The sequence below is a fragment of the Shouchella phoenicis genome (genome assembly GCF_047238345.1).
GTDB lineage: Bacteria > Bacillota > Bacilli > Bacillales > Bacillaceae_D > Shouchella.
Window position 1 is genome coordinate 1 of record NZ_JBDFMQ010000002.1, and the last position, 14,277, is coordinate 14,277.

The following is a 14,277-nucleotide window of genomic DNA, read 5'->3' on the forward strand; positions in this document are numbered from 1 at the left end:
GGAAGATATAAAAATTCTCATAGAAAACGAGAGTAGTGTGCTTGATGACTTCAGAGCTAGGATACTAACTAACCATCCTATGGCAAGCTTTAAATTATCATTAAGAACTACTGATGATAACAAAAGAAAGTTTCAATCACAAGCTACATTCAAAAGTGACAATAATGGGGTAATCGATCTTAATACTCAGGCTCCTATATCCGGCAATTACACTTCAGTTGATAGCAATGGACTGTTCTGGTCAATGTCTAGTCATGATAATAAAGAACAAATGTTTATTAAACAAACGTCCGCTCCTCTAACTTTTATCATGGAAGTGTATAGTGATAGTGATCGACTTTTAAAGGTGTTTACATTCACACGTTGTTTTTTACTTAAAGATATTGAAATCCTTCCTGTTAATGAAACAATAGTAGGAACGTTATATTACCCTAAAAATAAGACTTCATTGCCAGCTATAGTACTTCTTGGTGGTTCTGATGGATCTGTTCACGAATCCTCTGCCGCACTACTCGCTACTCAAGGGTACGCAGTATTAGCTTTGGCTTATTTTGGAAAAAAGGGGTTACCTAAAGGAATCGAAAACATCCCTCTTGAGTATGTAGAAAGATCTTTCAATTTTTTAGAAAGCAAGTCTTTTGTAAATAATAAGAAGTTTGGAATCATCGGTCACTCACGAGGCTCTGAACTTGCTTTACTATATGCCTCTAAGCATTCACGTATAAGATCTGTTATTGCTGTTGCTCCCAGTGCTATAGTCTTCTCAGGGATGTTAAACTTTCAAGCAACTTCTCAACCAGCATGGACTTATAAGGGTGAACCTTTTAGATTTTACACTCCCGAAAGATCGTTTAAAGATACTGTATCCTTTTTCAGACACCTGATACTTAAAAAGCCTTTTTCTAATATCGAAAAAATGAAACAGATTATAAACGATGAGGATAAGTTAAAACCATTTAAAATACCTATTCAAGAGATTCAAGCTCCCATTATGTTTATATCGGGTACAGATGATCATGTTCAACCAGCTGAACTCTTTGTAAAACAGATGCAACATACATTAAGAGATCATAAGTATAGTGAGAACAATAAATTTCTATTTTATAAAGGGGCAGGTCACTTCTCAGCATTTCCAGCAAACTTATCTAACCTTCCACAAACTCTCGGTACTACGAATTTTAATATGACAATGATTTTTGGAGGAACTAAAGAGAATAATGCTAAAGCGGCTCAACAAACTTGGGCGGAGACAATTAGATTTTTAAAAACCACTTTAGCAAACTCACACAAATCTTAATGTTTCACATCTATATTAATTTAATTCAATTAAAAAAGAGTCAATTATGCACAATGCCATTGACTCTTTTTTTGTTGCTTATTCTTAAAACTTGTTTTCTCTTACTACTTAGTAATAAGAAATAGAAATGTGTACTTACATAGCTCTTCTCATTTATAAGTAAGATGGCACAAATTAAATTTATACTAATAAATAAATATTAGCGATCTCACCAATTACATTATGTGTTAAATGTATAGTACTTAATGATGTACAGGGATCTCTCTTTCAACACGGTCCCCATGATGTACAGGAATTTCAGCATTATCATTCGTTGTAAAAGTACTAGTTAAAGATACTCCTAGTACCAAAGTAACTATTAAAGAAATTTTTCTAAAGTGAAGCTTACGCATAGTTACACCTCCTTTTAATAATATAGTACAACTATATCAAATATCAGAGGACTTTGGAACCACTGAAGCTAAGTATTTTTGTATTATTTTAACTAATTTATCGTTTCCTTGGATCTGAAAAATCACTATAGATTGCCTTATATAACTAATACCAGTTGAGAAATCGTTCATTAAACAGTAATTATAGCCAGTTTGATAAAGAGAATCTCCTAAGAGTGTCATGCTATCGTTCAATTTACATAGGTCAATCGCTTTATTACAATACTCCAATGACTCCTCGTATCTTGAATTTTTAGTATAAATAACAGAAAGATTAAAGTAGATTTTAGTAATCGTTTTGTCATTTATAACTCCTGGATTAGCTTGAATTTCACTTAAACAATTCATTAAAGCTACTTCTGCTTTTTCGTAATCACCTTCCTCGAATAGAATAAGCCCTAAGCTAAGCTCTATTTCAATTAATTGATTTTTGTTTTCATCAGTTTCCTCCACTTGTAATTGCATAAGTTCATTAAAATCTCCAAGAGTCTTCTTAAAATCTTTATTTAAATAATATTCAGCTACTGTCTCGTGCCATAATAAAAATTGTTTTTCAGCTTTATTCAAAGCCCTCTTTTTTTCTTTTTCGATTTTAATGAGATAGATTAAGGTAGTATAATCTCTCCTTGCTTTCAACGTATGAATTATGTCGCCAATCTCGGTTTTTCTTATATCATAACTAAATTCTTCTTTTTTTTGTCCGTATAAGTAACCCATTGATACACCTAATCTTTCACTTAACTGATAGACCGTTAAAGCAGATGGGTTCTCTTTTCCAGTTCCATTTTCAAGACTACTAATTAGCCCTTGTGTGCAAATTTCATAAGATAATTGTGCTTGTGTTAAACCTTTAGATTTTCTTAATGATTTTATACGTTCGCCTAATGTTTTTAATGGCTTGCTGTTAATATTCGACATAGATACCTCCAAAAGAAATATTTATAAATATTGTTATAATATGATTCATTATACGGGGAAATTAAAAAGTCTTAATTAGTACTTTTAAAAGAGCATAAAAAATCTACATAGATAAATTCACGAAAAAGAAGCTTTTATCTATTAGATTTAAGTCCCGTCAATCATTTATAGAAAAGAGAACTTCCATATATCTAATTTTACTACAGATATAACGCAAGCTCTAGTTAGAAAAAGAAGACTTACAAGAGGTTTTCAGTTAAAATAAGCTGTCATTTCGTTGTTAGCGACAGAGCCTACAGCGTTTCTAAACTATGAGAATATGACTGAATGTTTGGGCCAAGCACATCCACGGATTAAAAAAGCTACCAAAGTTTTTATATCGAAAATGAAAAAATTATCAACCTAATTGTTTGTATAGAAGAAAAGAAGCAAATTGAAAACGCCATGAACCACCTCTAACAATTAGTATATTTTTCAATACGGCTAAGTTTGTCTGACAAGTCGCTTATACGATGTTCTTAATATAATTTTGCTCGTTCGTGCTTGTCTTTTTTTCTGCGTGTACTTCTTGCTTTTTCTCATGCGGCTAACACTTTCCACGAGGGTTTTAAACCCTTATCCTTTAGATCCATAACGATTTCCCACTTGCTCACGATATCCCCTTTTTATTCTTTAATCTTATAATAAAGTGTCCGATTTATTATATAAGGAGTGGTTTAGAATGCTTATACAGGAAATTAAAGAAACCTCAATTAATGATTTTAGAACTGACTTATTGAATAAGGTAATTACTCACGAAGAACGGCTAGAAACATTGAATCCTAATTATATATACTATTATAAATCTTGGAAGACTTTAGCTGAATTCTTCATAAAAAACTCTTTAGTCTCTCTCAAAACAATTGAAGATTTAGATAAAGAAACATTGGATTCTTTGATCATCAACCTAGAGTATGATATCAGTATTAACAAGCCGCTATCTGAATTATTTTTAACTTCCTTTGCAATCCTTTTAGCTGCAATTAGCGTAGTTTCCTTGATAACGACAGACGTTTATAACGAGATATCACTAACTGTCTCAGCGATTATACTAGCGGTTACCTCTTTATTCATAATAAAAGATCATAAAGATAGATCTACAATCTCCACGAAAAAAATATATCTTTTAAATCATTTAAAACTTTTAAAAGATAAAGCATGACATCCTTGTAGCATTATTGATAATATTCATGTTCGCTTCTATTTTCTCGTTTTATTTTATTTTTATCTTGATTTTGCTACGCTAGCGTATTCAGCGCGGCTATAAAAGTGACCAAGTGTTAAGCTTATAGTTTAGATCAAAGGATTAAGAGGTCACTTGCTCATTTTGAATGGAAAGACTTCACCTTAGTAAAATAAGGTAACGAAAATTAAGTCTACCAGTGCGTCTGTCACATTTTTGGCTGTGCACACAACCGTATTAAAATCAGCTCGGGCGCTCGTTTCAATGGTACCCGCTAAAATCTTCCGAACAATTCCTTTCTTTCACTTTAATAATGGCGCCAAGTTTCTTTGTTTTTCTTGCTTACAGTGTGAATTAGCGCTTGGGCGGCGTTTTACTCTGCTGCGATTTGCTTAATGTGTGCCGTTGTTTTCTTTAAAACTTTTGGATTATCGTTTAACGCGTCAGAAGAACGCCAAGCGTTCTCTCCTTCTCACCAAAAGAGGGGATTTCCCCTCTTAGCGCATATTCCCCCGTTCTCTTAAGCTCGTATACGTTACATCTTGGCTGACAATTAAATGATCCAGCACTTGAATGCCGAGGCACGTTCCCGCTTTTTGTAGTCGTTTCGTGATCAGAATGTCTTCTTCGGACGGTTCGGTATCGCCTGAAGGATGGTTATGGCTGACAATGATCGATGATCGACGCCCCGTTATTGAGAATGGCCGCCTTGAAGACCTCTCGTGGATGTACAATGCTGCTGTTTAAGCTTCCGGTGTGCGCCTGATGAATCGCCACCACACGGTTTTTGGTGTTCAAGACCAAAACCAGCAATACTTCTCGATCCACATCGCCAATGATCCCTTGAACCATCTCCACCGCATCGGTTGGTGACGTAATTGGGCTACACGTCTCTTCTACCTCGCGAACAATTTGCTTAATGTGTTGGACTTCATAGATTTTTTGCATTGCCTTCAGCTCCTTTGATTTGGTTGCCGCGGCCCAAATCCTTGTAAAAAGGAACGTGATGGAGCGCCTCTGGCGCTGCGGGGCTTCAAACAGCGGCTAGCACGCGTTTGGAAACCCAATGATGTAGCCCGGCGTTTCGAACGCTTGCGTTGATTACGGCGGCTTCACAACTTGGATTCCTTACGCGGACTTCCGGTGTGCCGATCCTTCACGGACTCATGCGCAAGGATTACACTGAGGAGACCAAAGAAGAAGGATGCCACGATAAAAAGCAGCCAATTGGCTGCTTATGTACAAAAAATGCCTTATGAATCTATTTCACCAGGTATAAAGCTCACTCTTCTAACTCGAAACCAGGAATCACTTTCGCCAATATTTTTTATTATGGCTGACCGTGTAATTTCCCCCCTCATCTTAAGATCTACCAAAACATTTGCCTATTAAATTACCCGTTGAAACGGTGTGTCCTCTTTTAACTGCGTGACCTTATCTGATCAAGTTTTCTCAAATTTTAAACACCACGCTAATTTATAGACAACAAAACAGTCATCAAAAATTTCTTTCTCCTTTATTGCAAAACAAGTGTAATTCTTTTAACTTACAACCGATAGATAAGGTTAAGAAAATTAATTGAGGTGGAGTTATGCAAAACGACGTTGTGACTGATTCAATAGTAATTAAAGCATTTGAGAAAAATATAGCCATCATTCGGTTTACGTTAGATAGAAAGGTTGCATATGTTAACGATTTGTTTGCACATACGATGGGCTATACAATCGAACAATTGCAAGGGAGCCATCATAAACGTTTATGTTTTGAGGCCTTTGCTGAAAGTGAAGATTATGAATTGTTTTGGTCTCATTTATATTCTGGGCAAAGTTTTCAAGACAAAATTAAGCGTAAAAAATCAAACGGAGACGTAGTATGGTTAGAAGCGACTTATATGGCACTTTTTGATGATACCAATCAAGTTGTAGGTTTTTCAAAAATGTGTACTAACATTACCAAACGTCAAAAAGCTATCAATACATTCGCAAACGATTTAAAAGAAATGTCAGGCAGTCTTAATACAAAAGCTGCCTTGGGCATTGAACGTACCGAAGAATTAGCGGAAAGTATTCATTCTATATCAAAGCTATCTGAAGAAAACAAAGAGAAACTGGTATCTTTAGAAGCGAAAACAGAAGCTATTCAAGGGATTTCACACACTATTGAAGGGTTCGCTTCACAAACAAACTTGTTATCGCTTAATGCCGCCATAGAAGCTGCCCATGCTGGTGAATATGGAAAAGGGTTTGATATCGTTGCTCAAGAGATACGAAGGTTATCAAAACAGATCGAAGCGTCCATTCAAGAAATCCATGAAAGTGTTCAATTGATTACATCAGACATTCATGATATTGCCAACGGTACTCAAAATGCGTCACATTTATCAAATCAAATTAAAAAACAAGTTTCTGAAACGATTGACGAGTACGGGACATTAACAACTAGCGCATTGTCATTAGATGAAAAAGCACTATCGTTCAAAGAGCTTATCTAATTATAGTAAGTCAGGTTCACGCCGCTGTTTCCGTTTGATATCGATAAAATTTGTTACAGTAGATATGTCCTCAATTCCGTCTTGAGGCGTATCCGTTCTTTATCTCAAACCGTAGTTGGACCCACTTATTAACCTTATAAGTATGGCTCTTTTTCTATACGTTCAAGTAGTGTCAAATCTAAAATACCTATTGTGAAACCCCTTCACTCTCTACCAATGGTTTCACAAATGGAATTATGATGAGATGATATAAAATCATTAGAAGAATAAAAGTCTTTAAGCAATCCTCCTTATGGTGCAAAGTGTCAAATGATACAGAAATCAACACTTCATGTTTTGACAAAATAAACGTTCCTTTGAAGGGAGAGACTTGGCTTTTTTACTTCACTGCTCTTACATGCGCATACCTTCCTCTTATTTTGAATAAGAATCGGTTCCTCGATAAAAAGGTACCAATTCTTATACTCAAGACCATGTATATTTATCAACCACTACTACATCTACTAATCAATGATGAATTAGTTTCCCTCATTACATATGAAGAGAATCATCAATGCGATTCCTTCTTTTTTCTTTCATTTCGCCTATTAACGTAAAGACAACGCATGCGATCCCTGCAAGAATAAAAATAGTCGAGACAGGGTTCGTAAAGAAATCTACTGGATTTCCCGTTGTCATTAATGCCCTTCTTAAGTATGTTTCAAGCAAAGGCCCTAAAATAAATCCTAAAATCATCGGTGCAATCGGAAAGCCATTTCGTACAAGGAAAAAACCGATGACACCAAATAGAAGCATGACCCATATATCAAAAACTGAACTATTTGTGGTATAAGCGCCGACAATGGTCAATACAAATATAATCGGGAACAAATATTGTTTTGGCACAGTCAACACACGGGTAAAAAGTTTCATCCCAAATAATTGAATCAGAAACACAAACACCATAGCAATAAAAAACGCGATAAACACCACATACACAATATCAGGGTTGCTTGTAAAAAATAATGGCCCTGGCTGAAGGCCATGAACCATAAAGCCCCCAAGTAAGATCGCGGTCACGGTATCCCCTGGAATTCCTAATGAAAGCATGGGAATGAGCGATCCACCTACGCTTGCAGTATTTGCTGACTCCGATGCATAAATTCCTTCCGGTGCTCCTTTACCAAAGCGCTTAGGCGTTTTCGATGCTTGCTTAGCTTGCGCATATGCCACTAAATTCGATGTCCCGCTTCCTAAGCCTGGCAAAATACCAAACGCAATCCCAATTAGTGAAGACCGAATTAAGTTCCAGCCATTCTTAATCGTTTCACCTAAGGAAAAAGCGAAGCCTTTTGCCTTAAAATCAATCTTTTGGCTTTTCGAATCACCTAATATCTCAATCAAGATTTGGGAGATCGCAAACAAGCCCATGATGAGTGGCAAAAGTGCAAATCCACCCTTTAACTCAAGAATGCCAACAGTGTAACGTTGAAGGCCATCAATTGGTGCGAATCCTACAAGACCAGCTGCTAATCCCAGAAAACCAGCTGTTATCCCTTTTAGCATACTCCCTTTTGCTAAAACGGCTACTAGAGACAAGGCAAAGAAAATGAGCGCAAAAAATTCAAATGGCCCCATTTGTACCGCGAAACGAGAAATAACAGGAGAGATTGTTACGAGCGCAATAAAACTTAATAACCCTCCTACTAATGATGCAACTACACCAATGCCAAGTGCCCTTAGTGGCTCACCGTTTTTTGACATAGGGTAGGCATCAAAAGTTGTTGCAATAGATGATGGTGTTCCCGGTATCCCTAAAAGAGTTGATGCGACCAAACCACCTGACACGCCACCCAAATGAAGACAAATAAGAAACGCAATGCCTGGAACAGGATCGAGACCAAATGTAAAGGGAACAAATAGTGCCATACCCATTGTTGCAGTCAAACCTGGAACAGTTCCAAAAAGGAGCCCAACTAAAACACCGAGCGCCATGAGAAGAATAACAAATGGCGTTAACGATTCACTTAAACTTTGGATTAACACATCCATATTGCTTCCCCTCTCCTCTAAAAAACGCCTCTAGGTAATAGGACATCTAAAAATTGGGTAAATACTAGATAAATGATAGCGGTTACAACAATTCCGCTACTTATACTTTTCAATATTGTCGTGATCCCTTTTTGTTTGGATAAATACCACGTTAAAAAGCTTAAAAATAAAAAGGTACTCAACATATAGCCAATGACATTAAACAAAACGCCATAAATCAACAGTGCTAAAAAACTAATCCCCATTCGTTTACTGTTTGCATTTAATTTGAGAACAATTGGTTTTGCTTCGTTATTTTGACTAAAAATTAGCCCTAATCCACATAAGAATAAAGCAATGGAGACAATTCTCGGCAAGAGGATAGGTCCCGGATCATCGACAAGAATCATAAACGACATGGTTAACGTATTTAAGAACATCGCAAGGCCAAGCATGGCAACAACGATCCCTATTACACGCTCTTGAGTTAAGCCCATCAGAATCCCTCCTCACTCTATATCTGAAAATAATTCATCGGCAATGCGCTGAGCTTTTTCCATCTCTTCTTGAGAAAAATCATAGGCTTCTTGTGCATTCATCAGCGTATGTTCTTGAAACGTAGTTTGGAGCTCATTTACGTATGCGTCATCTAATGCCAGCTGTTCGGTGGCCTCATTCCATTTCTCCACAATTTCTTGGGGCATATCCGGTGGTCCGTAAAGCATATGGACAACAGGAAACTCCACGTCATATCCTTGTTCGACTGTTGTTTCAAGCTCAGGCGCAAGCGTATCCCGCTCATTTGCTAACACCCCGAGGGCTTTAAAATCACCTGACTCTATGTAATTTAAGACATTTCCAACCCCCGTTACAGCAAAATCAATTTGATTTCCTAGTAATCCTGTCATACGATCTGATTCACTTCCAACATCTAAAATTTTGATTTCCGTATCCGTTTCAAGCCCTAATAATTCCCCCATAAAATGTGTGGTTCCGCCAATTTGAGAACCATAAATCACATCATTTGGATTGTTCCGGGCGTATTCTACCAGGTCTTCTAAGCTGTTATAAGGAGACTGAGCGCTTGTCACAAAGACTTGATTAACCGAAGAGTACGACCCAATTGTTGTTAAAGCATTCGTGCTAAATTCTAATTGACGAACAGCATAAGCAGAATGAAGGGCTTGATGGTGAAACAATAACCGATACCCGGTCTTATCGGCTGATCGGACATTTTCAAAAGCAAGTGCACCACCTGCCGTCGCCTGATTAACGATGACAATGTTTGCTCCTAGATATTTTGGGAGATGTTTTGCCATTACGCGTGCCGCTGTGTCCGTTTGGCCACCGGGGCTCGCCGGAACGTAGACTTCGATTGTCTGATTCGGATATGCTTCAATCTCTGCTTCGGTTGCTTGCTTGCCCTCTGAAGAGGAGCAGGCAGCAAATACGACCGCAATGAAGCCAATCGTAGCTGCCCTCTCTATTCTCCACATAATTCATCCTCCCTTACACTCTTATTTGGGATGTTCGATCTTGCAGTTGATGGACTGACACGTCGCCCCAACGTAAGTCTGGAACACGGTAGGTTTCGATTTTTTCCCAATCAAGTTCAACACCAATTCCAGGTACATTACGGTTAGGCAACGTCAAGTAACCGTTCTCATATTTAATTTTGCTTGTTACAATGTCATCAACATAAAGTTCAGGACCTGTAGGATCAGATGTATAGTTTAAATGAGGTAGTGCTGCGCCAAAATGTGCCATGGCAGCTGTGCCAATTGATAACTCTTGTGTCGTACCAATAAGTACACTTTTTCCAGCTACTTCGGCCGCATAAGCCGCCTTTCGTGCAGCTGTTAAACCTCCTATAAAGACTGGAGCAATATTAAAAATGTCAACCGAGTCCTTTTTGATCATCTCGTATTGTTGCCTCGGGCTCCATACGTGCTCACTAACAGGAAATTCACATTGTAAACGGAAATGGTTTAATCCCTCGTAATCATTCCAAAACGCGGGACTCTCCACCAATTCAAAGCGATACTTTGCGAGTCGTTTTGTTGCTCTTAAAGCATCTTTCCAATCTAATAGGTGACTAAAGTCGAGTGATTTAATGGTCACTTTTGTCCCAAACTCCGATTGAATGCGATCAAGGAACGCTTCGTCAGCATCTACATTTTTCCCCACATACAAACGGAACGTATCAAACCCTTGTTCCAATCGTGTGCGCACCACGTCAATGTTTTCTTCAACTTCATCCATAAAGCGATGCCTAAAAATCGGATAACAGACTTTTATCTTTTCGCGCTGCCGCCCCCCTAGTAGATCAGACATGGATATACCAAGGAATTTACTACATGCATCATACAACGCCGTATCGACGCCGTTCCGGATGAAACTTCCTTTTTCGTAGTAATATAGCGCTTGAGGGAAGTTCAAATCCAATTCTCGATTAATCGCCGCTGTATCAAATGGGTTTTTTCCTATGAGAATCGATTGTAGTGTGGCCTCTAAATCTTTCATATCCACAGAGTATCGCGGTAAATGAGAGAAATCAGACATTTCTCCTATACCCATGATGCCCTCATTTGTCTCAAGTTGAACAATGACATGTTTATTAACAAACCCTGTATGTCGCGGCACACCTACCGCAATCAATGTTACATTTGAAATCTTCACGTTAACCCCTCCTCATGACCCTTTAATAAATACGGTTTTCAATTCCGTAAAGAACTCAATTGCCGCTGTACCTTGCTCACGAGAATGAGAACTCGATTGCTTCATCCCTCCAAAGGGGGCTTGTAATTCTACACCTGCACTTTCCGCGTTCACTCTAATCAACCCCGCATCCATATCGTCAATAAACGTCATCATTTTCGTAATATTGCTTGTGAAAATGGAGGCACTTAACCCAAATTTCGAATCGTTTGCCACTTCCAAGGCTTCTTCTAACCCGTCCACTTTGATTAACGCCAATACCGGTCCAAAGATTTCTTCTTGTGCAATGCTCATGCTTGAATCAACGTCATCAAAAATTGCTGGTGATACATAATAGCCTTTAGCGAGTTCTTTCTCTTCCAAACGATCGCCACCATATAAAAGGGTTGCTCCCTCTGTTTTGCCTTTCTCAATGTAAGAAAGGACTGTATCTAACTGGCTAGCGCTCACACTTGGTCCCATCCAACTTCCTGTTTCAAGTCCATTTCCAACCTTCAGTTCACTAACTTTTCCGACTAATTTATCTTTAAAAGCGTCATACACTTTCTGATCGACAATGACACGGCTTGTAGCGGTACACTTCTGTCCAGTTGACTTTAATCCGCCACTAATCGTTGCGTCAACGGCTAAATCAAGGTCTGCATCTTCTGCAACAATCACAGGGTTTTTTCCACCCATTTCAAGTTGATATTTGCCTCCCCTGGAAAGAACCGCTTGGCCAACTCGCTGACCCACACCATCTGATCCTGTAAACGTAATTCCATCAACGAGTGGATGATCCGACAACCCCTGACCAATGATTGACCCACTACCAGTGATAAAATTGATGACACCTTTTGGAAATCCAGCCTCCATCAAGCATTCCATTACTTTATAAGCTGTAATCGCCGCTTCTGAAGCAGGTTTTAAGATAACCGCATTTCCATAAACTAACGCTGGGGCCATCTTCCAGACTGGAATGGCAACAGGAAAATTCCAAGGTGTAATGACGCCAACAACACCTAATGGACGACGCGTTGTAAACATAAATGCATCCGGATCTGTTGAAGGGATAACATCACCTGTTTTTCTCATGCCTTCACCTGCGTAATAACGTAAGATGGCGACGCCTCTTGCGGTTTCACCTTTCGCTTCAGGTAACGTTTTCCCCATTTCTCTTGTCATGGTTGTCGCGATTTCTTCTATTCGAGATTCAAGAATATCAGCCGCTTTAAAGAGAATTGCGCCTCTTGCAGCACCCGTTTCTTTACGCCACAGCTTTTGCGCTTCTGCAGCTGATTGAACAGCGTTTTCTAAATCCTCTTCACCAGAAAGTTGAAAATGTCCGACAATCTCATTCGTGTTTGCAGGGTTGATGCTTTTATCCGTTTTTCCTGATGTACTCGTCACCCAGTTTCCACTGATAAGGTTTTTTATCGTTACCTCTTCTACCACTACGATCTCTCCTTTATCTATCGATTTTGTACCGGTGTTAATCCCCATGTTTCTAATAAGGTCAACACTTCTTGTCGGTCTTGTTTATTCAAAGGTGCTACAGGCTCTCTTGTTGTTCCAGCTGTTAACCCAACTGCCTCCATGGCTTCTTTTATCACAACAACATTGTTTCCGTTATGGTATTTAGCGCGAAGATCCTCAAATGGCAAAACATACTCCCAAACATCCCAAGCTACTTCATAATTCTTTGATTTTAGCGCCTCAAGCAACTCAAAAGCTTTACTCGGTAAGATGTTCACAAGACCTGAAGTGAAACCAACAGCTCCGGCTTGCCAAAAATAAGGCGCCCATTTTTCTGCTGTTCCACAAATCCAAGCAATATTATGAGATTTGGGTACCTCGCGAACTAATTTTGTAAAACGAGGCAAATCGTTGATCGCGTATTTAACACCAACAAACTTCTCAATCGGAGCCAATTCTTTTATCACGTCGTCAGAAATATTGGGATCTTTAAAATAAACGAGGGATGGCAAATCGACTTGTTCAATAATTGATTGGAAATATTGGACCGTCCCTCTTGAGGTTATATAGGGGTGTACCGGCATGTGAATCATAATGGCATCTGCTCCTGCTTCTTTCGCAAAGTTTCCTAATTCTACAGCGGTTGGCACGGCGTAGCCAACACCTGCAACCACCAGCGCGCGCCCATCTACATACTTCACAACACGTTGAATTTCTTCTTTAGCCTCTTCGATGGAGAGTGCATAAAACTCGCTTGTATTGCCGCAAGGAACCACAACTTCTAAATCATTGTCAATGAGGTAATCAATATTTTCTTTCACGCCACTCCAATTGATGCTTAGATCCTCATGAAACGTTGTAATTGGAATCGCTGATATTGTTTGCAGTTTTTTTGAAAATGCCTGATAGTCCATATAGACCTCCTTCATTTGAATGCGTTATCATTTTTAACTAGAGAGGATGAACCCCCTATCATTCTTTCTGATGCGATAGAATAAATTCAGTCGTACGTAAGATGTGATCTTTCATTAACTGTTCTGCTAATGCGCCATCACGCTGTTTAATGGCTTGAAAAATGGCAGCATGCTCAACATACCCTTCACTTACTTCTTTCTCATATGAAAGTGCACGCTTTCGAAACGCTTGATCAAACGCCCTCACGTTATTTAACATGTTTTTGATCATGCCATTTTCGGCATGTTTGACGATCATCTCGTGAAACATAGTATTTTGCTGGATTAACGCTTCTGTCTGGTGACTGTCTTTCAGTTTTTGCATCGTTTGAACTTGCTCCTCCATACGCTCCATTTCAGCATCTGTCATCTTCATTGCAGCCAACCGACAGCATAGTCCTTCAATGGACGCTCGCAATAAAAGAATTTCCTCAATGGAGGTATTGGCATACTCGGAAACGTACGTCCCTTTTCGTGCAATGGTCTGAACAAAACCCTCATTCCCAAGAATGCGAAACGCTTCTTTAATTGGGGTTGTACTAATCCCCATTAACTGTGAGAGCTCTCGTTCTTTAAGATGATCACCAGGTAGGAAATAGCCGCTCACAATGGCTTCTTTAATTTTTTCTACAGCGATCTCACGCAGTGACTTTACATTTTCAACACCTGAACTGAAAAAATCTTGTGCCTGTTGTTGTTTTTGCATGTTTTGTTCCTCCAAATTTGATATCTGATATATCAAATTTTACAGAGAGAAATTTCCGCTGTCAATGTAATAAGAT

General features: G+C 38.6%; 14 protein-coding genes. 3 read left to right on the plus strand and 11 right to left on the minus strand.

Going from position 1 to position 14,277, the window contains the following annotated elements:
* Positions 1-1,297 (plus strand): acyl-CoA thioesterase/bile acid-CoA:amino acid N-acyltransferase family protein (locus tag ABC361_RS20645; RefSeq protein WP_413075824.1); only part of this gene is annotated, 1,297 nt, incomplete at its 5' end.
* Between the two features lie 242 nt (positions 1,298-1,539).
* Here ABC361_RS20645 and ABC361_RS20650 read toward each other — a convergent pair.
* A complete protein-coding gene (locus tag ABC361_RS20650) occupies positions 1,540-1,689 on the minus strand; it encodes a hypothetical protein (RefSeq protein WP_413075825.1) in 150 nt (49 codons plus the stop codon).
* A 36-nt stretch (positions 1,690-1,725) separates the two neighbouring features.
* Positions 1,726-2,646, minus strand: a complete 921-nt coding sequence (locus ABC361_RS20655) for a helix-turn-helix domain-containing protein (protein ID WP_413075826.1) — start codon at positions 2,644-2,646, stop codon at positions 1,726-1,728.
* Positions 2,647-3,367: 721 nt separating this feature from the next.
* Between ABC361_RS20655 and ABC361_RS20660 the strand changes: the two genes are divergently transcribed.
* A complete protein-coding gene (locus tag ABC361_RS20660; RefSeq protein WP_413075827.1) occupies positions 3,368-3,847 on the plus strand; it encodes a hypothetical protein in 480 nt (159 codons plus the stop codon).
* A gap of 518 nt (positions 3,848-4,365) precedes the next feature.
* Here ABC361_RS20660 and ABC361_RS20665 read toward each other — a convergent pair.
* Positions 4,366-4,602: a JAB domain-containing protein gene (locus ABC361_RS20665; RefSeq protein ID WP_413075828.1), complete on the minus strand. Its 237-nt coding sequence runs from the start codon at positions 4,600-4,602 to the stop codon at positions 4,366-4,368.
* Positions 4,526-4,816, minus strand: coding sequence for a JAB domain-containing protein (locus ABC361_RS20670; protein ID WP_413075829.1), 291 nt, complete (start codon positions 4,814-4,816; stop codon positions 4,526-4,528). Before ABC361_RS20670 ends, ABC361_RS20665 begins: the two co-directional genes overlap by 77 nt.
* A gap of 643 nt (positions 4,817-5,459) precedes the next feature.
* On the opposite strand from ABC361_RS20670, the gene ABC361_RS20675 reads away from it, so the two are divergent.
* Entirely contained in the window at positions 5,460-6,359 is a 900-nt protein-coding gene (locus ABC361_RS20675; protein WP_413075830.1) for a methyl-accepting chemotaxis protein, read from the plus strand.
* Between the two features lie 531 nt (positions 6,360-6,890).
* Here ABC361_RS20675 and ABC361_RS20680 read toward each other — a convergent pair.
* From ABC361_RS20680 to ABC361_RS20710, 7 genes are read right to left on the minus strand one after another with little or no spacing between them, the layout of a single operon-like run.
* Positions 6,891-8,390: a tripartite tricarboxylate transporter permease gene (locus tag ABC361_RS20680; protein WP_413075831.1), complete on the minus strand. Its 1,500-nt coding sequence runs from the start codon at positions 8,388-8,390 to the stop codon at positions 6,891-6,893.
* 17 nt (positions 8,391-8,407) lie between these two features.
* Entirely contained in the window at positions 8,408-8,866 is a 459-nt protein-coding gene (locus ABC361_RS20685) for a tripartite tricarboxylate transporter TctB family protein (RefSeq protein WP_413075832.1), read from the minus strand.
* A gap of 12 nt (positions 8,867-8,878) precedes the next feature.
* Positions 8,879-9,865, minus strand: coding sequence for a tripartite tricarboxylate transporter substrate binding protein (locus ABC361_RS20690; protein WP_413075833.1), 987 nt, complete (start codon positions 9,863-9,865; stop codon positions 8,879-8,881).
* Between the two features lie 13 nt (positions 9,866-9,878).
* Complete coding sequence (locus ABC361_RS20695) at positions 9,879-11,048, minus strand: mandelate racemase/muconate lactonizing enzyme family protein (protein ID WP_413075834.1); 1,170 nt, start codon at positions 11,046-11,048, stop codon at positions 9,879-9,881.
* A 12-nt stretch (positions 11,049-11,060) separates the two neighbouring features.
* Positions 11,061-12,569: an alpha-ketoglutaric semialdehyde dehydrogenase GucD gene (gene gucD / locus ABC361_RS20700; RefSeq protein WP_413075835.1), complete on the minus strand. Its 1,509-nt coding sequence runs from the start codon at positions 12,567-12,569 to the stop codon at positions 11,061-11,063.
* Positions 12,539-13,456, minus strand: a complete 918-nt coding sequence (locus ABC361_RS20705) for a dihydrodipicolinate synthase family protein (RefSeq protein WP_413075836.1) — start codon at positions 13,454-13,456, stop codon at positions 12,539-12,541. The genes gucD and ABC361_RS20705 overlap by 31 nt, the downstream gene beginning before the upstream one ends.
* A 58-nt stretch (positions 13,457-13,514) precedes the next feature.
* Positions 13,515-14,201 (minus strand): GntR family transcriptional regulator, encoded by a 687-nt coding sequence (locus ABC361_RS20710; RefSeq protein WP_413075837.1) that lies wholly within the window; start codon positions 14,199-14,201, stop codon positions 13,515-13,517.
* Positions 14,202-14,277 lie beyond the last annotated feature (76 nt).

Excerpts from the sequence above, each read along its gene's own strand:
- ABC361_RS20650 (WP_413075825.1), bottom strand. The coding sequence starts at position 1,689 with ATGCGTAAGCTTCACTTTAGAAAAATTTCTTTAATAGTTACTTTGGTA.
- ABC361_RS20655 (WP_413075826.1), bottom strand. The coding sequence starts at position 2,646 with ATGTCGAATATTAACAGCAAGCCATTAAAAACATTAGGCGAACGTATA.
- ABC361_RS20660 (WP_413075827.1), top strand. The coding sequence starts at position 3,368 with ATGCTTATACAGGAAATTAAAGAAACCTCAATTAATGATTTTAGAACT.
- ABC361_RS20670 (WP_413075829.1), bottom strand. The coding sequence starts at position 4,816 with ATGCAAAAAATCTATGAAGTCCAACACATTAAGCAAATTGTTCGCGAG.
- ABC361_RS20675 (WP_413075830.1), top strand. The coding sequence starts at position 5,460 with ATGCAAAACGACGTTGTGACTGATTCAATAGTAATTAAAGCATTTGAG.
- ABC361_RS20680 (WP_413075831.1), bottom strand. The coding sequence starts at position 8,390 with ATGGATGTGTTAATCCAAAGTTTAAGTGAATCGTTAACGCCATTTGTT.
- ABC361_RS20685 (WP_413075832.1), bottom strand. The coding sequence starts at position 8,866 with ATGGGCTTAACTCAAGAGCGTGTAATAGGGATCGTTGTTGCCATGCTT.
- ABC361_RS20690 (WP_413075833.1), bottom strand. The coding sequence starts at position 9,865 with ATGTGGAGAATAGAGAGGGCAGCTACGATTGGCTTCATTGCGGTCGTA.
- gucD (WP_413075835.1), bottom strand. The coding sequence starts at position 12,569 with ATGGGGATTAACACCGGTACAAAATCGATAGATAAAGGAGAGATCGTA.
- ABC361_RS20705 (WP_413075836.1), bottom strand. The coding sequence starts at position 13,456 with ATGGACTATCAGGCATTTTCAAAAAAACTGCAAACAATATCAGCGATT.
- ABC361_RS20710 (WP_413075837.1), bottom strand. The coding sequence starts at position 14,201 with ATGCAAAAACAACAACAGGCACAAGATTTTTTCAGTTCAGGTGTTGAA.